This is a genomic window from Burkholderia sp. BCC0506 (assembly GCF_902833145.1).
Classification (GTDB): Bacteria; Pseudomonadota; Gammaproteobacteria; order Burkholderiales; family Burkholderiaceae; genus Burkholderia.
Genome location: NZ_CADFEN010000019.1, coordinates 1 through 24,113, shown reverse-complemented (window position 1 = coordinate 24,113; position 24,113 = coordinate 1). Strand labels below are relative to the sequence as shown.

Here is a 24,113-nt window from a genome sequence, read left to right as displayed (position 1 = left end):
AGGAGATCGACCATGAACGAGCAAACCACCACCAACACCGCCGCCCACGACGAGCCGCTGGCCGTCCTGCCGCCGGTTGACGACGACGCCGCCGGCCGCGAGGCCGTGCGCGAGAAGATGGCCGACGCGCTGACGCCCGGCTTCCAGGTCGAGTTCGACCCCGACGAAGCCGAGCGCGTGGGCGCGTTCGTGGAGGACGCGCTGTCCGAGCAGGACGCCGCCGCGAGCGGCGACGACCTGGTGGAAGTCGATGGCGCGCTGGAGCCGGCATTCCTGGACGACGAAGGCCCGAGCGCCGACATCCCGCCGTTCATCACCACCACGAACGCCCGCGAGCTGTACGACCTGCGGCCCGGCGAGACGGTTGCCCAGGCCGCCGCGCGCAAGGCGTCGGAGGGCTGACCCATGCCGATCACGAAAGCCGAGGCGCAAGGGGTGACGCGGGCTTTCGTCCGCGACTACCCCGGCGCGCTGGAGCTGGCCTACAAGTTCCGCGAGGACGCGGCCGAGCTGTACGGGCCGCGAGCGGCCGAGGTGCCGGCCGACATGAAGGGCGGCTACGTGCCCAAGGAGACGCTGCACGCCGGCCGCGCTTACCGTGGCCGCGTGGACGTGCCCTTGCAGAACGTCGAGAGCGCCAGCGACCTACTGATGACGCTGCGGCACGAGGTGCTAGGCCACTACGGGGCCAACACCTTCGCGCCGGGCGAGAAGCGCGCCTTGCTGGACGGCCTGGCGGCCGCCCGCAACGAACCCACCCTCAAGCCGCTATGGGATGACGTGAACCGGCGCTATGCCGGCCAGTCCCTGGACGTGCGCGCCGAGGAAGTGTTTGCCCTGCACTGCGAGGGCATCGAGCCGAGCCAGCACCAGGTCGCCGACCAGGTGCAGCAGCGCGGCCAACAGTCATTCACGGAAACCTGCATCGCCCGCGTGCGGCCCATGCAGGCCGACGACCTGCACAACATCGTGTGCATGGTCGCCCAGGGCCTGCGCGACCGTTCCCGGACACAGCAGAACTTCCCTCAGTTCAACGAGCTATTCCGAAGGGACGAGAACATGGAGCCGAAGAAGCCGTTTCACGAAGTCGTGGCCGAAAAGCTGATCGAGCAGCTCAAGGCCGGCACCGCACCGTGGCAAAAGCCGTGGGAGCCGGGCGAACCCAACGCCTACCTGCCGATGAACCCGACCACCGGCAAGCGGTACAAAGGGATCAACGCCATCCACCTGATGGCCCAGGGCCGCAGCGATGCGCGCTGGATGACCTACAAGCAGGCCGCCGCCGTGGGCGCGCAGGTTCGCAAGGGCGAGAAAGGCACGCCGGTTCAATACTGGAAGTTCAGCGAAGAGCAAGACAAGCTGGACGACAGCGGCCGGCCCGTCCTCGATGCGAAGGGCCAGCCGGTCAAGGAAACCGTCATGCTGGAGCGGCCGCGCGTGTTCTTTGCGACCGTGTTCAACGGCGAGCAGATCGACGGCCTGCCGCCGCTCCAGCCGAAGAAGGAACAGACTTGGAACGCCGTCGAGCGCGCCGAGCACATCCTGAAAGCCTCGGGCGCGACGATCACCCACGCCGCCGGTGATCGGGCGTTCTACCGCCCTTCGACCGACAGCATCACCCTGCCGGAGCGCGGCCAGTTCCCCAGCTCCGACCGCTACTACGCGACCGCGCTGCACGAGCTGGGCCACTGGACGGGCCACGCTTCGCGCCTTGACCGCGACCTGGCGCACCCGTTCGGGAGCGAGGGGTACGCCAAGGAAGAGCTGCGCGCCGAGATCGCTTCCATGATCGTCGGCGACGAGCTGGGCATCGGCCACGATCCGGGCCAGCACGCCGCCTATGTGGGTTCGTGGATCAAGGCGCTGCAAGACGAGCCGCTGGAGGTGTTCCGCGCGGCCGCCGATGCCGAGAAGATTCACGACTACGTGCTGGCCTTCGAGCAGAAGCAGGTTCAGGAGCAAGACCAGCAGCAGAGCCAGGCCCAGGACGAAGCCGTGGCCCAGGCCCTGGCCGTGGACATTGCCGAAGTCCTGGACAACCCGGACGTGTCTTTCAGCCACTACCAGGCATTCCAGGGCGACACCCTGGAAGACGCCTTGCGCAGCCGTGGCCTCGAAACCGTGGGCAGCATCACCGGCACCGATCCCGAGCAGTTCTACGCGGTCGCGCATGACCGGCTGTCGCCGGTGTTCGGCATCGACCCGAGCCACACCGACACCGACAACGCCTACCTGGAGCGCAAGGGCTTGGCGCAAGAGTTCGCCAACATGGCCGAACAGCTCCACCTCGCGCAGCAGCTCCAGCAGCACGGCGAACAGATCGTGTCGAGCATCGACGCCGAAGCCAGGTGGAGCGACGGCCAGCGCATCTTTGCGTTCCACGACCAGGACGGTGAACCCCACCAGGTTCGCAGCCTGGACGAGCTGAACAACTACGCGCCCGACCAGTTGATGGCCCTGCCGGCGCTGACCCAGCAGCAAGCGGCCGTCGCAGACCAGGAGGCGAACATGACCCCACCGACCATCGACCAGGCGGCCGCCCTGCTGGCCGCCCATCCTGCCGACGCGGTGCAGGGCATCGAGCAGGCCGCCGCCGCGCGCCGGCAGCTCGCCGCCGGCGAGATCGACGGCCAGGCGTTCGCCGACGCGACCCGTCAACACCTTGGCGTTGAGCTGCCGCCCGACTGGAGCGGAGAGCTGCGCATCGTCGGCGTGGCCGAGCAGGACGGCCAGACCGTCGATGCCGCCCAGGCCGGCATCGAGCCGCAGGCGTTCCAGGTCTACGCGCGCAAGGCCGATGCGCAGTTCGGCGAGGACGCCTTTGCCTTCGTCGCCGGCACCCGCACCGAGGGCCAGGCCGAGGCTCTGGCCGAGCGCCTGCACCTGGTCGATGCGCTGGGCACCGACAACCAGCACGAGCGCGCCGCCAAGCTGGCCCGCGTGCAGGAAGAGCGTGTACGGCGCGACCCCAACGCGACCGAAGAGGACATTTCAGCCGCTAAAGAGGCACGCAAGACCGCCGAGGCGTCGGCCATGCTCAACGACAGCGACGCGCAGCGCCGCGCGGCCGAGCTGGAGCGCCAGGAACGCGATCGGCAGCAGGCGCAGCCGCAGGCCGAGAAGCCCGAACGGCAGTACATCAACGTGCCGTACAAGGAGAAGGACGAGGCCAAGAGCCTCGGGGCGCGTTGGGATCGGCAGCAACAGTCCTGGTACGTGCCGCCGGGCACCGATGCCGCTCCCTTCGCCAAATGGGCGCAGGGAGCCGCTACAGCGGCCGTAGAGCCGCGTTCGGCCCAGCCGGCACCCGAAGCCCAGGGCGAGGCGCAGAAGCCCGCGCAGCAGGCCCAGCAGGCCCGCCAGTACCTGGCCGTGCCCTACGAGCAGCGCAACGCGGCCAAGGCCGCCGGCGCGCTTTGGGACAAGGCCGCGAAGTCCTGGTATGTCGGCCCGCGCGCCGACGCGGCGAAGCTCGAACGCTGGAAGCCCGAGAACGTGCAGGCCCAGCAAGGGCCAGCGATGACGCCAAGGGAAGAGTTCGCCGAGGCCATGCGCAGCGCCGGCCTGTTCACCGGCAGCAACGCCCAGGGCGATCACCCGATCATGGATGGCAAGCGGCACCGCGTGCCGGTCGAGGGCGGCAAGAAGGGCGCGCTCGATGGCTTCTACGTGGGCCACCTGGACGGGCACCCGGCCGGGCGGATCATCAACAACAAGACCGGCACGGACATTACCTGGAAGAGCAAGGGCTACGCCTTGAGCGACCAGGAGAAGGCCAAGCTCCAGGCCGAGGCGGCCGAGAAGCTGGCACAGCGAGCCGTCGAGCAGGACAAGGCCCAGGAGGCCACCGCGCAGCGCGTCGGTCGGCAGATGGCCGACCTCGTGCCCATCGAGCAGCCGACGCCCTACCTGCAAGCCAAAGGCATCCAGGCGCAGGCCGGCGTGATGACCGACCGCGAAGGCCAGAAGACCTACATCCCGGCCTTCGACGCAGAGGGCAAGCAATGGACGATGCAATACATCCAGGAGGACGGCACTAAGCGGTTCGCCAAGGACTCGAAGAAGGAAGGATGCTTCCACCCGGTCGGCGGCATGGACGCCCTGGCGGCCGCGCCGGCGCTGGTGATCTCGGAGGGCTACGCCACGGCGGCCCAGGTGGCCGAGGCCGTGGGCCACGCCACGGTCGCCGCCTTCGACAGCGGCAACCTTGAGGCCGTGGCGAAGGCGCTGCACGCCAAGTTCCCGGACAAGCCGGTCATCATCGCCGGCGACGACGACCGGCACCTGGTCATGACCCACGGCAACAACCCCGGCCGGGAGAAGGCCGAGGCGGCCGCCCAGGCCGTGGGCGGCAAGGCGATCTTCCCGATCTTCGCGCCGGCCGAGAACACCTACCCGCGCGACTTGCCCGCCATCACGCCCGACAGCTTCAAGACCCACCTGCGCGCCGAGCAGCGCCTTGCCGACGCCGCCGCCGGCAAGGTCGAGCTGGCCGGCGACGAGGCGGCCAAGCTCAAGGCGTCGATGTTGAGCGGCGCGCAGATCGCGGCGCTGTCCACGATGAAGCAGCACACCGACTTCAACGACTTGGCGCACAAGAGCGAGCTGGGCATCGAGGGCGTGAAGCGGCAGATCGGCGCGGCCATCAGCCAGGTGCAGCGCGACGAGCAGCAGCACCAGGAGCAGAAGCACGTCGAGAAAAAGCAACAGCAGATCGAGCAGCGCCCACGGCGGGCCGCTCGCATCGGATAAGTCGAAAAATCCGGCTAAAGTGGCCGAGCTGCACATCAGGCCGCGCGGTTTTCCTCCCTGATCGCCGGCGCGGTTTCTTCCTCCCTGAACCGCATGCAGACTTGCCGCCTCGGACACCCCGAGGCGGTTTTTTTTCGCCTCGCTCGAGCATCGCCGCATCCGACGATGCCGAGACGACCAGGCCGCGCACGTCGAGCTGCAGCATCGCCATTGCCGACGATGGCACCAGGTCGCCGGCGGTGGCCACCGACCTCGAGCTCGCATCGCCACATCCGACGATGCGCGCCGGCGTCGACCATCGCCAGGTCTGACGATGGCGGCCGCCCTGCCCTGGATCTCGCATCGCCATTTCTGGCGATGAGATCCACGGAGCGGCCATTTAGACCCGCCAATAACGACCCGGCCAAGATAAATTGTCATTTTCAGAAGACGACTGCACCAGTTGATTGGGCGTAATGGCTGTTGTGCAGCCAGCTCCTGACAGTTCAATATCAGAAGTGATCTGCACCAATCTCGACTATGCTCAATACTCGTGTGCACCAAAGCGAGGTGAGCATGGCGACGGACACCCCACGGATTCCAGAACAAGGCGTGGCCACTCTGCCTGATGAGGCTTGGGAGCGTGCGCGCCGTCGTGCGGAGATCATCAGTCCGTTGGCGCAGTCGGAGACGGTCGGGCACGAAGCGGCCGATATGGCGGCTCAGGCGCTGGGCTTGTCTCGGCGCCAGGTATACGTTCTGATCCGGCGTGCCCGGCAAGGCAGCGGCCTCGTGACGGATCTGGTGCCCGGCCAGTCCGGTGGAGGTAAAGGTAAGGGGCGCTTGCCGGAACCGGTCGAGCGCGTCATCCACGAGCTACTGCAAAAGCGGTTCCTGACCAAGCAGAAGCGCAGCCTAGCGGCCTTTCACCGCGAAGTCACTCAGGTGTGCAAGGCTCAAAAACTGCGAGTGCCGGCGCGCAATACCGTGGCCTTACGGATCGCTAGCCTTGACCCGCGCAAGGTCATCCGCCGGCGGGAAGGCCAGGATGCCGCTCGTGACCTACAAGGTGTGGGCGGCGAGCCTCCTGCCGTGACCGCGCCGCTGGAGCAGGTGCAGATAGACCATACGGTCATCGACCTGATCGTGGTCGATGACCGCGACCGGCAACCTATTGGCCGCCCGTACCTGACCCTCGCCATCGACGTGTTCACCCGCTGCGTGCTCGGCATGGTCGTCACGCTGGAAGCGCCGTCTGCCGTTTCGGTTGGCCTGTGCCTCGTGCATGTCGCCTGCGACAAGCGCCCTTGGCTGGAAGGACTGAACGTGGAAATGGATTGGCAGATGAGCGGCAAGCCCTTGCTGCTCTACCTAGACAACGCGGCCGAGTTCAAGAGCGAGGCCCTGCGCCGGGGTTGCGAGCAGCATGGCATCCGGCTGGACTATCGCCCGCTGGGACAGCCGCACTATGGCGGCATCGTGGAACGGATCATCGGCACGGCGATGCAGATGATTCACGACGAACTGCCGGGAACGACCTTCTCCAACCCTGACCAGCGCGGCGACTACGATTCCGAAAACAAGGCCGCCCTGACGCTGCGCGAGCTAGAGCGCTGGCTCACATTGGCGGTCGGCACCTACCACGGTTCGGTGCACAACGGCCTGCTCCAACCGCCGGCCGCGCGCTGGGCCGAGGCCGTGGCGCGTGTCGGCGTACCGGCCGTCGTCACACGCGCTACTTCGTTCCTGGTCGATTTTCTGCCGATCCTCCGGCGCACGCTGACCCGCACCGGCTTTGTCATCGACCACATCCACTACTACGCCGATGCGCTCAAGCCGTGGATTGCGCGGCGTGAACGCTGGCCGTCCTTTCTGATCCGGCGCGATCCGCGCGACATCAGCCGTATCTGGGTCCTGGAACCGGAGGGACAGCATTACCTGGAAATTCCCTACCGTACCTTGTCGCATCCGGCTGTCACCCTCTGGGAACAACGGCAGGCGCTGGCGAAACTGCGGCAGCAAGGGCGCGAACAGGTGGATGAGTCGGCGCTGTTCCGCATGATCGGCCAGATGCGTGAGATTGTGACCAGCGCGCAGAAGGCCACACGCAAGGCGCGGCGTGACGCGGATCGCCGCCAGCACCTCAAGACATCAGCTCGGCCGGACAAGCCCGTTCCGCCGGATACGGATATTGCCGACCCGCAGGCAGACAACTTGCCACCCGCCAAACCGTTCGACCAGATTGAGGAGTGGTAGCCGTGGACGAATATCCCATCATCGACCTGTCCCACCTGCTGCCGGCGGCCCAGGGCTTGGCCCGTCTTCCGGCGGACGAGCGCATCCAGCGCCTTCGCGCCGACCGCTGGATCGGCTATCCGCGCGCAGTCGAGGCGCTGAACCGGCTGGAAGCCCTTTATGCGTGGCCAAACAAGCAACGCATGCCCAACCTGCTGCTGGTTGGCCCGACCAACAATGGCAAGTCGATGATCGTCGAGAAGTTCCGCCGCACCCACCCGGCCAGCTCCGACGCCGACCAGGAGCACATCCCGGTGTTGGTCGTGCAGATGCCGTCCGAGCCGTCCGTGATCCGCTTCTACGTCGCGCTGCTCGCCGCGATGGGCGCGCCGCTGCGCCCACGCCCACGGTTGCCGGAAATGGAGCAACTGGCTCTGGCACTGCTGCGCAAGGTCGGCGTGCGCATGCTGGTGATCGACGAGCTGCACAACGTGCTGGCCGGCAACAGCGTCAACCGCCGGGAATTCCTCAACCTGCTGCGCTTCCTCGGCAACGAACTGCGCATCCCGTTGGTTGGGGTAGGCACGCGCGACGCCTACCTAGCCATCCGCTCCGATGACCAGTTGGAAAATCGCTTCGAGCCGATGATGCTGCCGGTATGGGAGGCCAACGACGATTGCTGCTCACTGCTGGCCAGCTTCGCCGCTTCGCTCCCGCTGCGCCGGCCTTCCCCAATTGCCACGCTGGACATGGCTCGCTACCTGCTCACACGCAGCGAGGGCACCATAGGGGAACTGGCGCACTTGCTGATGGCGGCGGCCATCGTCGCCGTGGAGAGCGGCGAGGAAGCGATCAACCATCGCACACTCAGCATGGCCTGTCGACAACCTCTCGCGCAACCAAGACATCGCGGTCGGACTGCAAGTGATCTTGAAGCCACGGGCCCGTCCCACCCCGACATGGACCTCGATGCCCGAACGGACGTTAGATTTCGAGTTCTAGGCGTTCTGCGATGAAGGTTGGATCCCAGCCGGGATTGAAAGTGTCGACGTGGGTGAATCCGAGCCGCTCGTATAGGCCACGCAGGTTCGGGTGGCAGTCGAGCCGCAGCTTGGCGCACCCCTGCGTTCGCGCGGCATGGCGGCAAGCCTCGATCAGCGCGGAGCTGACACCCCGGCCCGCATGTGTCCGTCGCACCGCGAGCTTGTGCAGATATGCGGCCTCCCCCTTGAGGGCGTCGGGCCAGAACTCGGGATCCTCGGCCGACAAGGTGCAACAGCCGACGATGCCGTCGCTGCAACTCGCGACTAGGAGCTCGGATCTCAGGACGAAGGTCTCCGCGAATGTCCGGTCGATCCGCGCGACGTCCCAGGCGGGCGTTCCCTTGGCGGACATCCACGCCGCAGCGTCGTGCATCAGCCGCACAACCTCGTCGATATCACCCGAGCAGGCGACCCGAACGTTCGGAGGCTCCTCGCTGTCCATTCGCTCCCCTGGCGCGGTATGAACCGCCGCCTCATAGTGCAGTTTGATCCTGACGAGCCCAGCATGTCTGCGCCCACCTTCGCGGAACCTGACCAGGGTCCGCTAGCGGGCGGCCGGAAGGTGAATGCTAGGCATGATCTAACCCTCGGTCTCTGGCGTCGCGACTGCGAAATTTCGCGAGGGTTTCCGAGATGGTGATTGCGCTTCGCAGATCTCCAGGCGCGTGGGTGCGGACGTAGTCAGCGCCATTGCCGATCGCGTGAAGTTCCGCCGCAAGGCTCGCTGGACCCAGATCCTTTACAGGAAGGCCAACGGTGGCGCCCAAGAAGGATTTCCGCGACACCGAGACCAATAGCGGAAGCCCCAACGCCGACTTCAGCTTTTGAAGGTTCGACAGCACGTGCAGCGATGTTTCCGGTGCGGGGCTCAAGAAAAATCCCATCCCCGGATCGAGGATGAGCCGGTCGGCAGCGACCCCGCTCCGTCGCAAGGCGGAAACCCGCGCCTCGAAGAACCGCACAATCTCGTCGAGCGCGTCTTCGGGTCGAAGGTGACCGGTGCGGGTGGCGATGCCATCCCGCTGCGCTGAGTGCATAACCACCAGCCTGCAGTCCGCCTCAGCAATATCGGGATAGAGCGCAGGGTCAGGAAATCCTTGGATATCGTTCAGGTAGCCCACGCCGCGCTTGAGCGCATAGCGCTGGGTTTCCGGTTGGAAGCTGTCGATTGAAACACGGTGCATCTGATCGGACAGGGCGTCTAAGAGCGGCGCAATACGTCTGATCTCATCGGCCGGCGATACAGGCCTCGCGTCCGGATGGCTGGCGGCCGGTCCGACATCCACGACGTCTGATCCGACTCGCAGCATTTCGATCGCCGCGGTGACAGCGCCGGCGGGGTCTAGCCGCCGGCTCTCATCGAAGAAGGAGTCCTCGGTGAGATTCAGAATGCCGAACACCGTCACCATGGCGTCGGCCTCCGCAGCGACTTCCACGATGGGGATCGGGCGAGCAAAAAGGCAGCAATTATGAGCCCCATACCTACAAAGCCCCACGCATCAAGCTTTTGCCCATGAAGCAACCAGGCAATGGCTGTAATTATGACGACGCCGAGTCCCGACCAGACTGCATAAGCAACACCGACAGGGATGGATTTCAGAACCAGAGAAAGAAAATAAAATGCGATGCCATAACCGATTATGACAACGGCGGAAGGGGCAAGCTTAGTAAAGCCCTCGCTAGATTTTAATGCGGATGTTGCGATTACTTCGCCAACTATTGCGATAACAAGAAAAAGCCAGCCTTTCATGATATATCTCCCAATTTGTGTAGGGCTTATTATGCACGCTTAAAAATAATAAAAGCAGACTTGACCTGATAGTTTGGCTGTGAGCAATTATGTGCTTAGTGCATCTAACGTTTGACATGAGGGGCGGCCAAGGGCGCCAGCCCTTGGACGTCCCCCTCGATGGAAGGGTTAGGCAACACTGCGTGTTCGCTCGAATGCCTGGCGTGTTTGAACCATGTACACGGCTGGACCATCTGGGGTGGTTACGGTACCTTGCCTCTCAAACCCCGCTTTCTCGTAGCATCGGATCGCTCGCAAGTTGCTCGGCGACGGGTCCGTTTGGATCTTGGTGACCTCGGGATCATTGAACAGCAACTCAACCAGAGCTCGAACCAGCTTGGTTCCCAAGCCTTTGCCCAGTTGTGATGCATTCGCCAGTGACTGGTCTATTCCGCGTACTCCTGGATCGGTTTCTTCTTCCCACCATCCGTCCCCGCTTCCAAGAGCAACGTACGACTGGGCATACCCAATCGGCTCTCCATTCAGCATTGCAATGTATGGAGTGACGGACTCTTGCGCTAAAACGCTTGGCAAGTACTGTTCCTGTACGTCAGCAAGTGTCGGGCGTGCTTCTTCTCCGCCCCACCACTCGACGATATGAGATCGATTTAGCCACTCATAGAGCATCGCAAGGTCATGCTCAGTCATGAGGCGCAGTGTGACGGAATCGTTGCTGTTGGTCACGATGCTGTACTTTGTGATGCCTAACGTTGAAGTAACCGGCGCTGCGCGGTTTTATCGCGCAGCGTCCGAGTTGACTGCCGGGTTGGGCGGTAACGCTTCAATAGAGCGAAGGATTGCCCGCACGATTGCCTCCCTCTTGAAAAGATCATCCATTCTGTTTGGCGTATCAATATTCAGTGCGAAGAATACGGAGCCAGTCGGCCACTCAACCCATCCTACCCACCAACCCATACGGCCTTCCCAGCCCGTCTTTGCACGCAGTATCCAGTTGCGACCGGCTTCCACAATCATGAGATCCTTGACCAAGCGCTGATGTTCTACCCGAAAGGGCAGCTCGTTACGATAGAGCTTCCTGAGAAATGCAATTTGCTCCTGCGCCGAGATTGCAAGGCTGCCTTCTATCCAGTAATCGCCATTACTTGTCGAAGGATCGGCTTTGCCATAGTCGATTTTCTTCAAATAGCGCCGAGCTTTGTCATCACCAATTTCCTTTGCAAATAGCTCATACACCCAAACAGTAGAATTCCGCATTGCTGATCGCAAATCTTGGTCTTGATTGTGGCCTGCAAAGCCCCTGTTAACGCCGTCCCATCGAAAAATCTGGAACTCATCACGAACAGCGCCTGCATCAAGTGCAAAAAGTGTATGAGGTATCTTGAATGTCGATGCAGGCGAGTAGCGTTTCTTCGATCGCACAGGATCAAAAACCAACATGGCACGATCCGCTTGGCGTTCGTCTGCCACAACTATCGTGCCTTTGGCTTGAAATTCGCTGAAAAACTTCCTCCAGTCAGAACGTTCTAGCGTGCCTTCTTGCGCATGCGCGAAAGTGGCAAGAGAAAAAATGGAGAAAAGTATCGCGAAGATTCGGATTGCCATTAACTTTTCCTTAATGCCCAACTTTGTTTTAGGGCGACTGCCCTGCTGCGTAACATCGTTGCTGCTCCATAACATCAAACATCGACCCACGGCGTAACGCGCTTGCTGCTTGGATGCCCGAGGCATAGACTGTACAAAAAAACAGTCATAACAAGCCATGAAAACCGCCACTGCGCCGTTACCACCGCTGCGTTCGGTCAAGGTTCTGGACCAGTTGCGTGAGCGCATACGCTACTTGCATTACAGTTTACGAACCGAACAGGCTTATGTCCACTGGGTTCGTGCCTTCATCCGTTTCCACGGTGTGCGTCACCCGGCAACCTTGGGCAGCAGCGAAGTCGAGGCATTTCTGTCCTGGCTGGCGAACGAGCGCAAGGTTTCGGTCTCCACGCATCGTCAGGCATTGGCGGCCTTGCTGTTCTTCTACGGCAAGGTGCTGTGCACGGATCTGCCCTGGCTTCAGGAGATCGGAAGACCTCGGCCGTCGCGGCGCTTGCCGGTGGTGCTGACCCCGGATGAAGTGGTTCGCATCCTCGGTTTTCTGGAAGGCGAGCATCGTTTGTTCGCCCAGCTTCTGTATGGAACGGGCATGCGGATCAGTGAGGGTTTGCAACTGCGGGTCAAGGATCTGGATTTCGATCACGGCACGATCATCGTGCGGGAGGGCAAGGGCTCCAAGGATCGGGCCTTGATGTTACCCGAGAGCTTGGCACCCAGCCTGCGCGAGCAGCTGTCGCGTGCACGGGCATGGTGGCTGAAGGACCAGGCCGAGGGCCGCAGCGGCGTTGCGCTTCCCGACGCCCTTGAGCGGAAGTATCCGCGCGCCGGGCATTCCTGGCCGTGGTTCTGGGTTTTTGCGCAGCACACGCATTCGACCGATCCACGGAGCGGTGTCGTGCGTCGCCATCACATGTATGACCAGACCTTTCAGCGCGCCTTCAAACGTGCCGTAGAACAAGCAGGCATCACGAAGCCCGCCACACCGCACACCCTCCGCCACTCGTTCGCGACGGCCTTGCTCCGCAGCGGTTACGACATTCGAACCGTGCAGGATCTGCTCGGCCATTCCGACGTCTCTACGACGATGATTTACACGCATGTGCTGAAAGTTGGCGGTGCCGGAGTGCGCTCACCGCTTGATGCGCTGCCGCCCCTCACTAGTGAGAGGTAGGGCAGCGCAAGTCAATCCTGGCGGATTCACTACCCCTGCGCGAAGGCCATCGGTGCCGCATCGAACGGCCGGTTGCGGAAAGTCCTCCCTGCGTCCGCTGATGGCCGGCAGCAGCCCGTCGTTGCCTGATGGATCCAACCCCTCCGCTGCTATAGTGCAGTCGGCTTCTGACGTTCAGTGCAGCCGTCTTCTGAAAACGACATAAATCGCATGACGGCCTTTTTGGCCGGGGGTAGCATGACCGGACACTTTGCGTATACCCAAAATGACCGGAGGAACCCATGACCAGCCGCAACGGCTACTTCCCAGGCAAGACCAAGGCGAAGCGCAGCGCGATCATCGCGCCGCGCACCGCCCAGGAAACACAGATTGCGGCCATGCCGCGCCAGTCACGCGCAGCGCGCCAGGCGCTCGCCAAGACGCCACCGCTGCGCGTCGGCGGCGATGGCCTGGTCGAAGGTGCCGACCGCATCATGCGGACGCCGACCGAGCACCAGGCCGCCGGCGTCGCTTTCAAGGTCGCGCGCATCTACTTGCGCGTCAGCACCGACGAGCAGGACTTGACCAGGCAGGCCGCCATCGTAGAGAGCACCAGGGCCGCCGGCTTCTACGTCGCCGGCATCTACCGCGAGAAGGCTTCGGGCGCTCGCGCCGATCGCGCCGAGCTGCTGCGCATGATCGGCGACCTGCAACCCGGTGAAGTCGTCGTTGCGGAGAAGATCGACCGCATCAGCCGCCTGCCGCTGCCCGAGGCCGAACGCCTCGTGGCCTCGATCCGCGCCCAGGGCGCGCGCCTGGCTGTCCCTGGCGTGGTCGATCTATCCGACCTGGCCGCCGAGGCGAAGGGCGTGGCAAAGGTGGTGCTGGAGTCGATCCAGGACATGCTTTTGAAGCTGGCGTTGCAGATGGCCCGCGACGACTACGAGGATCGCCGCGAGCGGCAGCGGCAGGGCGTCGAGCTGGCGAAGGACGCCGGCCGCTACACCGGCCGCAAGGCCAACACAAAGGTGCATGAACGCATCGTGGCGCTGCGCAGCGCAGGCCACAGCATTCCAGAGACGGCCAGGCTGGCCGGGTGCAGTGAAAGCCAGGTCAAGCGCGTATGGGCGCTGCACAACCAGGCGCAGGCGTGACCTACTCGGCCGCCTCCAGCTCGCGCAGGCATTCCATGATCGCCGCCCGCTCCAGCGGATCGAGCTTGGCGAGCTTCGCTTGCCAGCGGGCTTTCTTCCGCTTGATGCGCTCGCGCTCGCGGAAGTTGCTGCCGAGGTAGCGCAGATCGTGCAGCTCGGCCGGCTCGGGGTAGTTCATCCACAGCCGTTCGATAGCGATGCCGCCGCGCGTCATCGCGTTGAAGTCGATGGTTCTCCATGACGCCAAGGGAGAGCTGTCATAGATCGTTGAGCTGTAGCCCGACACCATCACCGCGCACGGCAAGCCGGCCAGCACGTCGAGCAGCCGCACGTGGTCGGCGTCGTCGTATTCGTGGCGGTATAGCTTGCCGCCGCGCCGGCTGTCCATCACGTAGGGCGGATCGGCGTAGACGAACTCGGAGCCGGTGAACTGGTGGGACTCCAGCCAGGCCACGGCGTCGCCGTGGTGCAGCTCCAGGCCGGGCACGTCGAGCTGCTGCCAGACCTCGATCACCTCGGGATCAACGTCGATGCCGACGCTGCGGGCAGCGGGCCGCTTGCGCTCCAGGATGTTGCCGCCGCCCAGGTGCGTTTCGATGTACGTGTCGTGAGGCGGGATGTTGTTGATGATCGTCTGGTAGACGCCGGCACCGCCCTTGCCGCCGGGGTATCTCATGGCCTTCTTCCTGGAGTAAATCGGGACTTGGCCAGCATCGTCAGAAATGGCGATGCTGTCAAGGGAAGCCGGCCGGGCCTGCATCGTCAGAGCCGACGATGCGAAGCTGCTGGAGCGACCTGCAGCACCGCCAGGAATGGCGATGCCGGATCGCTCAGTAGGTGGGGATGTAGACCACCTCAATGTCCACGCGCTGGTTCTCGCGCCGGCCCTCGGCCGTCGAGTTGTCTGCCACGAAATCGGCGGCCGATGCGAAGTTCACCATGATCTTGAGCGGCGAGACGCCGCGCGCCACCAAGTACGACCTGGCCGAGAGCGCACGGCGTAGTGCAAGGGCCTCATCGGCCGCGCTGGGCCGTAGTGTGCTGGTGCGCCCGCTGATGTAGATGATCGCCGCATTCCTAGCGTCGGCCAGCAGCTCCAGGGCCTCTGGCGTCGGCTGGAATGTCGCGCTGCTGTCGGGGAAGGACACCGATACGCCGGACTTGATCGGCGTGCCGAAGTTGCCGGCGTCGCCGGCGGCCAGTGCGCTTTGCGCGCTGACCAGGAACGCCAGAGAGAGGGCCAGAAGAACGGGTTTTCGCATGGGGCAGGACTCCAATCAGAAGAACAGGTAGCCGGCCTTGCTCATGGGGATGCGGATCAACCAGAGCGAGGCCAGGTGCAGCGGGTAATAGGCGTAGAAGGCCCAGCGCAGGCGCGGCACGCGCACATCCACCCGCGAGGCCAGGAAGAGCACCGGCAGGGCTGCCAAGGCCCACAGGTTGCGATTGACGAACCACAGGGCCGCGCAGGCCAGCACCGCGACCGCCGCGGCGGCCCAGCTCGGCCGGCGCGTGTACGACCACACCGCCAGGCCGAAAGCCACGGCCGGCCACCAATATTCGACCGAGCTGCCGCCGACCAGGAACACCACGCCGGCGGCCGCCAGGTGCAGCTTGCCGCCACGTTCGACCAGGTAAGCCGTGGCCGTGACGACCAGCAGCGTGAACATCACGTTGAGCGGCCACCAACCGGCGTACAGGCCGCCGAGGGCCACGAAGGGCACGGAGGCCAGCGCGCCGAACATCGCCAGGCGCGACATGGTGCGGCCGTACACGCCGCGTTCGAGCGTGCCCGGCCGGGCCAGGTTGTAGGCCAGGACGAACACGAAAAGGGGGAGCGCCACGCGGCCGGCCTCGAACAGCACCGGCAGCGTCGCGTTGAACAGGTACTTGTTGACGTGATCGCCGGTCATGAGAACCAGTGCGAGCCACTTCAACGCTTCGACGGTTCCATCAGGAATCCGCAGGGCCTTCATCAGCGCCGGCCCCCGCGAATCGCGTAGGCGCGCAGCACCAGGAAGATGATGTAGAGCGCTGGCAGTGAGAGCACGAAGGCGATGGGCTTGCCGATCCACGCCGGCAGCGCCCACAGCAGAAGGCCCAAGGCGAAGATCGGGCCGAGGCCCAGCAGAAGCAAATCGAGCTGGTTCTTGGCCTGTCCTTCCGCCCACTTGCAATAGGCTTGAAGCAACCGGCCGACGCCCAGCGTATACCGCATCATGAAGGCGTGGAATTTGTTCATGTTTAGCCGCTAAATCGGAAGAGCCGGCCTACTCGGCCGACCCCTCGCGTGAAGTGTTGAAAGACACCGTGCGGGGCACGTAGCCGGCCACCGACACGCTGCGAGCTGCTGCGGCCGCTGGGGCGGCCTGCTGGGGTGCTGGTGCCGGCCTGGCCGCCGGCGTCGCCCGCTGGGCCACCGTCGCGGGCTGGCTGGGCGTCGAGGGCGTGGCCCCGGCCTTCGTCACGTCAAGCGTGACGAACCGAGCTTCGAGCCAATCGGCCCACTTCGACGCCTTGCGCATCAAGTCGGCCCGGTACACCGCGTTGTACTGCGGCGTGCGCGAGTGGTAGTTCGCCGCCTTCGTCCAGAGGTCGCCCTTGTCGTTGCGGATGTGCATCCGCAGCCGCCAGGCGGCCAGGTCGAACGAGTAGCAGCCGGCAGCCGCCACATCGTTCGCCGTGATGCCGTATCGGGCCAGGTCGCCCAGGTACGCGGTGTTGAACTGCATCGGGCCAACGTCATGCGTGCCATTCGAGTTGCGCACCCACTGGCCCGGCTTGCCGCCCTCTTTCTCGGCGACGGCCAACACGATGTTGACCGGCACCTCGTACTTGACGGCGGCCGAGATCGAGCAGACGACGCGCTCCTGGAGCTGCGGCGGCAGATCGGCGAAGAACGGCATGCCCTCCCCTCCCTCAGTTCAGCCAGGACTGACGGCGGCGCTCTTCGTCCTCGCGCCGGATGCGTTCGTTGTACTCGGCCAAGGCGCGGTCATAGTCGCGCGCTTCGACCCAATACCCGCCCCGCTCTGGCGTCCCGACATAGCGCGGCAGCGTGCCGCTGCTGGCGAAGTCGGTGTAGGCGTGGCCGGTGTAGGCCCCGCAGTAGTCAGGCAACTGGTTGCTGATGTACGTGCGCCCATCGTCGTAGCCGCCCGTCCACATCACCAACGTCGAGTTCAGCGACTGCGCGTCGCAACGGCCAGCGCCGCGCGAGATCGCCGACACGAGCGACTGCATTTCCGGCGTCTGGCTCGCCACCGGGCAAAGCTGGAGGAAGTTCAGGCGGGCGCGGATCGTGTCCGACAGCTTGCGCTTCGTGATGTTGAAGTACCGCGACAGCGACGGCGTGCATTCGCTCGGGCGCGTGCCCGACGACAGGCACAGGATCGCCTCGCAGGCCAGGCGCGTGTCGCCGGTCAGCACGTCTTGCGCGCTGGCCGTGCCGGCGGTCGATCCGAGGGCTGCCACGAGGGCGGCCAGGGCAAACAGTTTCTTCTTCATGGTTGGACTCTCCTTGGTTACGCAGTTGTGCCGTCGCGGCCTTGCTCGCGGTTGGCGAACGCAGCTACTTCGGACTCGGGATCGGCATCGGCGGGGCCGCCTGCCAGGCTGTTGTCGCCGAAGCTCGGCGCGGGCTGCTGGTCGGGCACGTCGATGTTCTCGGCCGTGCCGCTTCCTTGCGCCTTGATCGCGGCGGCGATCTTTCCGCCAGTGGTGTCGGCGATCCGCTCGGCTGCGGCTTCGCGCAGGCTCGCGGCTTTGGCCTTGGCAACATCGGCGGTTCCCTTCGCCAAGTTCGCGCCGGCGTCGGCGGCGATGCGGCCGGCCGTGCCGAGGGCCGATGCGGCCGATGCGAGCAAGCCGGGGCCGGTGCTGCCCGGTGCGGCCTGCTGCCCTTGCCCTGCCCCGCCGGCGGGCTTGGGTTCGTTCTTGGCGGCCTTGTCGGCACTGCTGCCGGTGCTGGCCGTCGAGCTGCTGCCCTGGCCGCCGGCGTCGGCTTTGCCGCCGCCCTTATCGCCGCCCTTCGAGCTGCCCGAGCTGCTGCCGGTCGAGGGGCTGCCGCCACCCGACGAAGAGCCACCGCCGGAGCTGCCGCTAAAGCCCGCAGCCTGAGCGAAGGGCGTGCTGCCGGTGCCGGCGTCGCCGCCGCCGCCCGCACCGCCGCCCGAGCTGCCGCCGCCCGAGAAGGCCGACATAACGTCCGTGCCTGCCGACACGTTCTCATTGGCCTTCGAGAAGGCGGCCATGACGGCAGAGGCACCACCGGCGGCCGAGGCTGCGCCGGCGGCCAGAGCGGCGCCGCCGGTCGCGGCCGCTGCTGCTGCCATGCCTGCGGCACCCAACGCAGCGCCTGCACCGAACTGGCCGATGCCGGCACCGCCCACGCTCGCGCCGGTGATGATCCCGGCGATGAGCGGCGGAATCTTGTTGACCAACGCCAAGAGGATGATGACGACGATCAGCATCACGCCCATTTCCTTGAGGCTGATGCCGGCGCTCATGCGCGAGTAGTAGTCATCGAGGAAGGTCTTGCCGATGCCCACCAGGAGCACCATTGCGAAGAGCTGCGCGGCCACGCCCAGGACGACCTTGTAGTAGTTGATCGCCATGTCGGAAGTCCAGCGCGAACCACCGAAGCCGAGGAAGAACACGCCGCCGTAGGCGAGCACCCAGCCCGACGCGAGCAGCAGAAGCATATTCACACCGACCAGGGCCAGGATGACCAGGATCGCCACGGCCATGAGGATGCCGGCCATGCTGTCCACCGGCGACCACACCGAGGACTGATCCATCACCTTGTCGAAGATCGCAAAGCCCACGTCCACGATGCCCGAGGGCGACAGAGCATTGCCCAGGCCCGTCGCGTTGCCGGCGAGCTGCCGCAACGACGCATAGATGGACGAGGCGAAGTTAGGGCCGTTGGTCAGCGCCCACCAGAAGAAGCCGGTAAAGATCGTGAAGCGGACGAACTCCGCGAAGAACTCGCCAATGTCGGCCTTGCGCAAGGCCATCATGCCGAACGTCCAGACCATCGAGATCACAACCAGCGTCCAGAAGAGCCAGGTTGCGGCCGTGGTGATGACACCGGCCCAGCCGCTCGCGGCGGCCTGGTAGCGATCCAGCACGCTATCGAACACGCCGGCGTTGTCGATGGCCGCGTGGGCATCGACCGCGAAGAACGCCAGCCAGACGAACAGCGGCAGGGCGAGGGTTTTTAGATTGGCTGGCATTCTCATCGTCAGCACCTCACCATTCGCGTTTCGGGCTGGGCTTGAAATCCCCACCACGACGCAAGCACAGCGACGAAAAAGCCTGCTGGACGCCCTTGTCCTCGATCTTGGCGATGTTCTCGGGCTTGCAGTTCTCGTCGTTCACTTCCGGCATGGGGGCCGTGGCCGGCTTGTTGTCGCAGCCGGCGACCAAGGCCGCCACGAGGGCGGCCGAGGCCAAGGACAGAGCCTTGATTGCTTTCATGAATCCCCCTTACCAGGTGCGCGCCGGGCTGGCCCGGTAGCTGCCCTGGCGCAGTTGTGCGGCCGCTGCCGCCTGCTGGGCTTCCTTGTCGGCGTCGGCCTGCATCTTGGTTGCCATCGCGTTCTGCTGCGCGATCAGCAGGCCACGAATCTGCAAGAGCTGGTTGGCCTGCTGGCTGGCGAGCTGGTTGGCGTAGCCGATGGCCTGCATTTGGCCCTGCGCGCCCTGCGCTGCCGATTGAAGACGCTGCAACGTCGCTGCATCGGCCGTGAGATTCGTTTGCTGCCTATCGAGGCCCTTGAACAAGGCATCGTTGGCCTTCTTCTGCGACTCGCTCGCGAGCTGGGCCACATTCCGAAGTGCTGCGCGTTCCGCGTCGGAGCACCCTGCCGCCGTAAAGCACGGCGAGTTCTTGTAGTAGTTCACGTCCTGGAACTTGCCGATGTAGCTGTCCAGGCTGCCGAGTTGGGTCTTGTAGTAATCCAGCGTGTTGACCGCGTTCATCAACCCGTTGATGGTCGATTGCGCCTGATCCCAGATATACGCGGCCGGGGCCATCGTGTTCTGGAGTTGGTTTTGATACTGCTGGAGCTGGGTGCTGTACTGCTCAATTTGCTTGAGCGTCTGGGCCACCGATTCGATGGCCGTCATGATGTTCTGCGACAGGTTGGTGCCGTCGATGACGGGGATGCCAGCCTGCACAGGTGTGACCGCCAGCGTGCTCGAAACAGCAATGACGAGGGCCAATTTAGCGGCTAAAAACTTCGGCTTCATGGTGCTTTTCTCCTATGGCGTTAGTAATCGAAGGAACGGTACGGCTTGGAAAACGTCATGTCCTTCGTGACCACGACGTTGAAGCGATACCCCGGCCGAATTTCCAGCGTCGGCGAAATGCTCAGGTTCTTGGCGATGAGTTGCGCCGTAACCTGGCCGAGCTGCTGGCCGAGGGCTTCGCTTAGGGCACTGCTGGCGCTCGGTGCGCCATAGGTGTTTGTGGCCTGGTTCTGGCGTTGGCTGTAGGTGATGCCTGCTGTCACGCCGGACATGAGGAAGGCCGAGCCGAACAGGCGCACATAGTGGTTGTTCACCTGGTCGTGGAAGCCCGCGTATCCCGCGCTGTCCGCGCCTGGCATCGCGCCAATGTCCATCGCCTTGCCATCGGGGAACACGATGCGTTGCCACGCAACCAGCACGCGCGCTTGGCCGTAGGCCACGTCGCTCGAATACGAGCCGACGAGGCGCGATCCCTGCGGGATCAACAGGTGCTTGCCGGTCGGTGTGTCGTACACGTCCTGCGCGACCTGGGCCATGATTTGGCCCGGCAGATCGGAGTTGATGCCCGAAATGAGCGTGGCCGGCACGACGAAGCCCGCGCGCAGCTCGAACGGTGTGCGCGGCGCTTCCGGCTGCGAATCCAGCTTCCAGCGGTCGCCCTGCCCACCTTGGCCGAACTGCGCCATGCTGTTGCGCCCGCCGCCGCTGGTCGAGGTTTGCAGGAGCTGCGGCGCACCGCCCGCGCCCATGCCGCCGGCGGCCGGAGCCGCGCCGCCACCACCGACGCCCATGCCGCGAATCTGCGCCAGGCGTGCTTGATAGGCGGCGGTCGGATCGTTGCTGCGCTGCGCGTCAATTTGCTGCTGCACCGCTGCGATGCGGTTCAGCATTTCATCGCGCGTCTGCGGCGTGCCGGTGTAGGTGCTCGGGCCACCCGGCGCGGAGCCGTTGCTACGCGGGGCATCCACGCGCACGGTGGTCTTGGCCTTCACGGCTTCGCCGAACATCTGCATCTTCGCCATGCGGATGCGCTGGGCCTCGTCGTCGTTCACCGGCTGGCCCGGGTTGCCGGGGTTGGCCGGCGGGGCCGGCGGCGCGTCCGGGTTGGACGGCCGCGCGATCTCCAGCGGAGCCGACGCCGGGCCGGTCGGCATGTCGGGCACCTTGAGCGGGCTTGCCGGCTCGATCAAGCCGCCGGTCTTGTCGCCTGCGATCTCCTTGGCGAACATCGACGTGTTGCCGGCCTTCTCCTTGGGGCCGTCCGCCGGCGCGTTCTGCTTGGCCGCGCGATCCGCCGCGACCAGGGCCATGACCAGCACGAACGACAGCAGGACGCCGCCGAGGATGTACATGGGCATGTTGTTGACGCGACGGACGCCCGCCTTCTTGGACACTTCGCCAGGCGAAGCGTCAGGTGCCATCTGATCGGCGTTTTCTGTCATGGCGTCACTCCTTGCGCACCCAGTACCCGGCCGGCGCGAACGTGCCGTTTTGCGCCAGGTAAGGGCGGGTGATGGATTGATTGCCGACCATCAAGGTCAGGCGGTACAGGTTCGAGTCGCCAGCCTGGTCGAGCACGTAGCGCAACGGCAGGCCGCCCGACGCGGCCGTGGTGGCCGGTGCGCTCGCCTGCGATGCCGCCGAGGCCGGGGCCTGCGTGGAAGCGCCGGCCGGGGCGTACTCCAGGAGGGCATAGCCCTTGTCGCGCAGCGACTTGACGAGCGCCTGGCCGAACGGATCGGGCGTCGGCTGTTGCAGCTCCAGGCGCGTGCGCGCCGGCGCGTACAGCGTGGCGAGCTGCTGCACCGCGTCGGTGGCGAGCTTCTGCTGATCGAGCGCGGCCGACTGGACGAAGTTGCCGTACTGGCTGGTGGTTGCGCAGCCGCCGAGGCCCAGGGCGAGGGCGAGCAGCGCGAGAGAGACGATCTTGCGCATGGTCACTTCCTCCGGCTGATGGTCACGCGGTCTTGGCTACTGCCAACACCGGCAATCAGGATCGCGCGGTCAAACACCGTGTCCACGATGTAGCGATTGCCCTGCACGCGGTAATTGACCAGCACCGTTTCGTCGTCGGTGAACAAGCCGCCCTCTTTGCGCACGACCAGGAGCGTCGGCGCTTCGGTCTGCTGCATCGTGCCGGGCATTTCGATGATGGTCTTGCGGCCATCGTTGTAGACGCGCACAGGCTTCCAGCTCGCCGACCCGGACAGCTCATAGTCGAACGAGAGATCGCCCAGGTACTCGCCCGTCGCCGGCAGGGTGTTGTCGGTGCGTTCCTGCTTCTCGCGGCGCTGGATCGCGTCCCACTTGGCTTGCGCTTCCTCGGGGTACGTGAACGAGACTTGCGGCATGTACTCGGTGCGATGCGAGCGCAGGCGGAAGTGGTAGCTGCGGCGGTTCGTGGTCACAACCAGGCTGGTTTCGAGGCCCACGTCCATCGGCTTGATGATGAGGTGCTGAACCTCGGTCGCGCCGCTGCCGGTGATGGCCGGTTCCACCGTCCACCTGGCCGTGTCGCCCAGGTTGATCGAGTTCACTTGTTCGCCGGGCTGCAAGGCCACGTCGCACACCTGGAGCACCGCGCAAACGATGCTCGGCTGCTGCGCGCCGTACACGAACTTGATGGCACCGCCCGAGCCGGCCACCGGCTTGATGCCCGTCGCCGACCCCGCTTCCCACCGTTTGGCGATGGCGAGCGCCGCGCGCTCTTGAGCGGTCAGCGTCGGGTTGGTCTTGTTGAAATACTTGTCGGCAATGTCGTCGCCAGGGGCGGCCAGAGCCAGGGAGGGCACCGCCACAGCAGCGCCCACGATCAAAGCGGAGAGGGTTTTCTTCATGGTGGATGACCTCGAATTCATTGGATGCGGGACCAGGAGTAATCACGCACGTAGATGCTCAACGGGTTGTTCCGCAGTTGCTCATCGGTGGTGTTGGGCGTGACCTCGGCGATGTAGGTAGTCACGAGCGCGCGCCAGGTGACGGGCTGACCTTTCAGCGTGCCTTGGCGGTCGCGCGTGGTTTCCACCCACTCGACTTGCCAGGTGTCGGGCGTTTGCGGGATGACGGTCTTGATCTCGACGCTGACCATTTCCTTCTCGGCGCGCTTGAACGGGCTGGAATCGGGCGTGCCGTTCAACCACTCGTTCATCTTTGGCGTCGCCGGATCGTTGGGGGCGAGCATCGAGTACGCCTTGAACACGCACTTGCGCTGCAAGGCCACGTCAGGCGACACCATGCGCGCGCAGCTCATCCAGTCCGCAACGGCGGCGTGGATGACACGCGGATCGGCCTTCCCTGCGGCCTGCACCGGGCCGGCGGCCACCGTCTGGCCCAGCTTGTCCACCTCGACCACGTAGGGGATGAACTTCGACTGGCTGCCGATGTGGATCACGCCACCCACGCCGGCCAGCGCGATCAACAGCGACAGGATGCCGATCACCTGCCAGGTTTGGCGCTGCGAGACGACGCCGCCCACGTGATCGTTCCAGGTGCGGCGCGCGGCCAGGTAGGGGTTCTCGGCCTCGCCCGCACGGCGGCCGCCGGCGAGCGGTTCCTTCGAGCGGCGCGGATCGCGCGGCTCGGCGGAGTTGGCGGGCTTCTTGAAGATCAAGCCCTTGAGGGTGTCGGCGATGCTCATGCGGCCTCCAGGTAGTCGTTGAGATTCAGCCCACGGCCGGCCAGCCACTCATGCACCCATTCGTGGCCGAACTTGGCTTCGAGGCTCTTGATGGTGGCGACCGATTCCTTGTCGGACGCACCGACGAAGGCCAGGGCCATCGGCCCCAGGGCAAGGTCATAGAGACGGCGGCCGTTCTCCGAGACGTAGTAGTACTGACGCTTCGGAATGGCAGTCGCCAGGATTTCGATCTGACGCGCGTTGAGGCCCATACGGCGATAGAGCGCCGATGTGTCCTCATCCCTGGCGTAGACGTTGGGCAGGAAAATCTTGGTCGCGGTCGATTCCACGATCACGTCCAAGATGCCCGAGTTGGCCGCGTCGGAGAGGCTTTGCGTCGCCATCAGCACAAGGCAGTTGGCCTTGCGCAGCACCTTGAGCCATTCCCTGATCTTGGCGCGGAACGCGGGGTGGCCCAGCATCAACCAGGCTTCGTCCAGGATGATGACGGAGGGCTGGCCTTTCAGTGCGCGCTCGATGCGGCGGAACAGGTAGAGCAGCACCGGCAGCGCGAACT

General features: G+C 64.8%; 25 protein-coding genes. 6 read left to right on the top strand and 19 right to left on the bottom strand.

The genetic code is table 11. The features are described from left to right. Positions 1–12: 12 nt before the first annotated feature. The 4 genes from HWX62_RS30880 to HWX62_RS30860 all read left to right on the top strand — a co-directional run bounded on the left by HWX62_RS30880 (position 13) and on the right by HWX62_RS30860 (position 7,982). Positions 13–402 carry a protein TraD gene (locus HWX62_RS30880; protein ID WP_006122510.1) on the top strand — a complete coding sequence of 130 codons (390 nt, stop codon included), beginning with the start codon at positions 13–15 and terminating at the stop codon, positions 400–402. Positions 403–405: 3 nt separating this feature from the next. Then, complete coding sequence (locus HWX62_RS30875; RefSeq protein WP_006122509.1) at positions 406–4,752, top strand: zincin-like metallopeptidase domain-containing protein; 4,347 nt, start codon at positions 406–408, stop codon at positions 4,750–4,752. A 555-nt stretch (positions 4,753–5,307) separates the two neighbouring features. Beyond that, positions 5,308–6,987, top strand: coding sequence for a Mu transposase C-terminal domain-containing protein (locus tag HWX62_RS30865; protein WP_000179844.1), 1,680 nt, complete (start codon positions 5,308–5,310; stop codon positions 6,985–6,987). 2 nt (positions 6,988–6,989) lie between these two features. Continuing rightward, positions 6,990–7,982, top strand: coding sequence for a TniB family NTP-binding protein (locus HWX62_RS30860; RefSeq protein ID WP_001381192.1), 993 nt, complete (start codon positions 6,990–6,992; stop codon positions 7,980–7,982). Here the strand turns inward: HWX62_RS30860 and HWX62_RS30855 are convergent. The 5 genes from HWX62_RS30855 to HWX62_RS30835 all read right to left on the bottom strand — a co-directional run bounded on the left by HWX62_RS30855 (position 7,951) and on the right by HWX62_RS30835 (position 11,361). Next, complete coding sequence (locus tag HWX62_RS30855) at positions 7,951–8,451, bottom strand: GNAT family N-acetyltransferase (RefSeq protein ID WP_000376623.1); 501 nt, start codon at positions 8,449–8,451, stop codon at positions 7,951–7,953. The two genes, HWX62_RS30860 and HWX62_RS30855, sit on opposite strands and share 32 nt — an antisense overlap. A gap of 127 nt (positions 8,452–8,578) precedes the next feature. Continuing rightward, the gene (sul1, locus tag HWX62_RS30850; RefSeq protein WP_000259032.1) at positions 8,579–9,418 is read right to left on the bottom strand and encodes a sulfonamide-resistant dihydropteroate synthase Sul1; all 840 of its coding nucleotides are present in this window, start codon (positions 9,416–9,418) and stop codon (positions 8,579–8,581) included. Next, positions 9,412–9,759 carry a quaternary ammonium compound efflux SMR transporter QacE delta 1 gene (locus HWX62_RS30845; protein WP_000679427.1) on the bottom strand — a complete coding sequence of 116 codons (348 nt, stop codon included), beginning with the start codon at positions 9,757–9,759 and terminating at the stop codon, positions 9,412–9,414. The genes sul1 and HWX62_RS30845 overlap by 7 nt, the downstream gene beginning before the upstream one ends. A gap of 168 nt (positions 9,760–9,927) precedes the next feature. Then, positions 9,928–10,482, bottom strand: coding sequence for an aminoglycoside N-acetyltransferase AAC(6')-Ib' (locus tag HWX62_RS30840; protein WP_014454105.1), 555 nt, complete (start codon positions 10,480–10,482; stop codon positions 9,928–9,930). Between the two features lie 51 nt (positions 10,483–10,533). Further along, on the bottom strand, positions 10,534–11,361 hold the full coding sequence (locus HWX62_RS30835; protein WP_150823470.1) for an OXA-2 family class D beta-lactamase OXA-838: 828 nt from the start codon (positions 11,359–11,361) through the stop codon (positions 10,534–10,536). Between the two features lie 157 nt (positions 11,362–11,518). On the opposite strand from HWX62_RS30835, the gene intI1 reads away from it, so the two are divergent. Both intI1 and HWX62_RS30825 read left to right on the top strand, forming a co-directional pair. Further along, on the top strand, positions 11,519–12,532 hold the full coding sequence (gene intI1 / locus HWX62_RS30830) for a class 1 integron integrase IntI1 (RefSeq protein ID WP_000845048.1): 1,014 nt from the start codon (positions 11,519–11,521) through the stop codon (positions 12,530–12,532). Positions 12,533–13,005: 473 nt separating this feature from the next. After that, on the top strand, positions 13,006–13,665 hold the full coding sequence (locus HWX62_RS30825) for a recombinase family protein (protein WP_011178412.1): 660 nt from the start codon (positions 13,006–13,008) through the stop codon (positions 13,663–13,665). 1 nt (position 13,666) lies between these two features. Here the strand turns inward: HWX62_RS30825 and HWX62_RS30820 are convergent, their stop codons facing one another. The 14 genes from HWX62_RS30820 to HWX62_RS30755 all read right to left on the bottom strand — a co-directional run. Then, positions 13,667–14,341, bottom strand: a complete 675-nt coding sequence (locus HWX62_RS30820; protein WP_011178411.1) for a DNA methylase — start codon at positions 14,339–14,341, stop codon at positions 13,667–13,669. Between the two features lie 154 nt (positions 14,342–14,495). Beyond that, complete coding sequence (locus tag HWX62_RS30815; protein ID WP_001665065.1) at positions 14,496–14,927, bottom strand: OmpA family protein; 432 nt, start codon at positions 14,925–14,927, stop codon at positions 14,496–14,498. Between the two features lie 15 nt (positions 14,928–14,942). Further along, positions 14,943–15,641 carry a TraX family protein gene (locus HWX62_RS30810; protein ID WP_011114053.1) on the bottom strand — a complete coding sequence of 233 codons (699 nt, stop codon included), beginning with the start codon at positions 15,639–15,641 and terminating at the stop codon, positions 14,943–14,945. Then, on the bottom strand, positions 15,641–15,907 hold the full coding sequence (locus HWX62_RS30805; RefSeq protein WP_175985314.1) for a conjugal transfer protein TrbO: 267 nt from the start codon (positions 15,905–15,907) through the stop codon (positions 15,641–15,643). The genes HWX62_RS30810 and HWX62_RS30805 overlap by 1 nt, the downstream gene beginning before the upstream one ends. Before the next feature lie 28 nt (positions 15,908–15,935). Then, entirely contained in the window at positions 15,936–16,571 is a 636-nt protein-coding gene (locus HWX62_RS30800; RefSeq protein WP_011114052.1) for a transglycosylase SLT domain-containing protein, read from the bottom strand. 13 nt (positions 16,572–16,584) lie between these two features. Continuing rightward, the gene (locus tag HWX62_RS30795) at positions 16,585–17,172 is read right to left on the bottom strand and encodes a TrbM/KikA/MpfK family conjugal transfer protein (protein ID WP_010890138.1); all 588 of its coding nucleotides are present in this window, start codon (positions 17,170–17,172) and stop codon (positions 16,585–16,587) included. 17 nt (positions 17,173–17,189) lie between these two features. Further along, positions 17,190–18,908, bottom strand: coding sequence for a P-type conjugative transfer protein TrbL (gene trbL, locus HWX62_RS30790; RefSeq protein WP_011114051.1), 1,719 nt, complete (start codon positions 18,906–18,908; stop codon positions 17,190–17,192). A 10-nt stretch (positions 18,909–18,918) separates the two neighbouring features. Continuing rightward, positions 18,919–19,146, bottom strand: coding sequence for an entry exclusion lipoprotein TrbK (trbK, locus tag HWX62_RS30785; protein WP_000644148.1), 228 nt, complete (start codon positions 19,144–19,146; stop codon positions 18,919–18,921). A 9-nt stretch (positions 19,147–19,155) separates the two neighbouring features. Beyond that, positions 19,156–19,920: a P-type conjugative transfer protein TrbJ gene (trbJ, locus tag HWX62_RS30780; RefSeq protein ID WP_010890135.1), complete on the bottom strand. Its 765-nt coding sequence runs from the start codon at positions 19,918–19,920 to the stop codon at positions 19,156–19,158. 20 nt (positions 19,921–19,940) lie between these two features. Next, positions 19,941–21,362, bottom strand: a complete 1,422-nt coding sequence (locus HWX62_RS30775; protein ID WP_011114050.1) for a TrbI/VirB10 family protein — start codon at positions 21,360–21,362, stop codon at positions 19,941–19,943. Positions 21,363–21,366: 4 nt separating this feature from the next. Then, positions 21,367–21,855, bottom strand: coding sequence for a conjugal transfer protein TrbH (locus HWX62_RS30770; RefSeq protein WP_006122479.1), 489 nt, complete (start codon positions 21,853–21,855; stop codon positions 21,367–21,369). Between the two features lie 2 nt (positions 21,856–21,857). After that, complete coding sequence (gene trbG, locus HWX62_RS30765; protein WP_006122480.1) at positions 21,858–22,757, bottom strand: P-type conjugative transfer protein TrbG; 900 nt, start codon at positions 22,755–22,757, stop codon at positions 21,858–21,860. A 17-nt stretch (positions 22,758–22,774) separates the two neighbouring features. After that, positions 22,775–23,557 (bottom strand): conjugal transfer protein TrbF, encoded by a 783-nt coding sequence (locus HWX62_RS30760; protein ID WP_006122481.1) that lies wholly within the window; start codon positions 23,555–23,557, stop codon positions 22,775–22,777. Continuing rightward, positions 23,554–24,113 (bottom strand): type IV secretion system protein VirB4 (locus HWX62_RS30755; protein WP_175985312.1); only part of this gene is annotated, 560 nt, incomplete at its 5' end. The genes HWX62_RS30760 and HWX62_RS30755, both read right to left, overlap by 4 nt.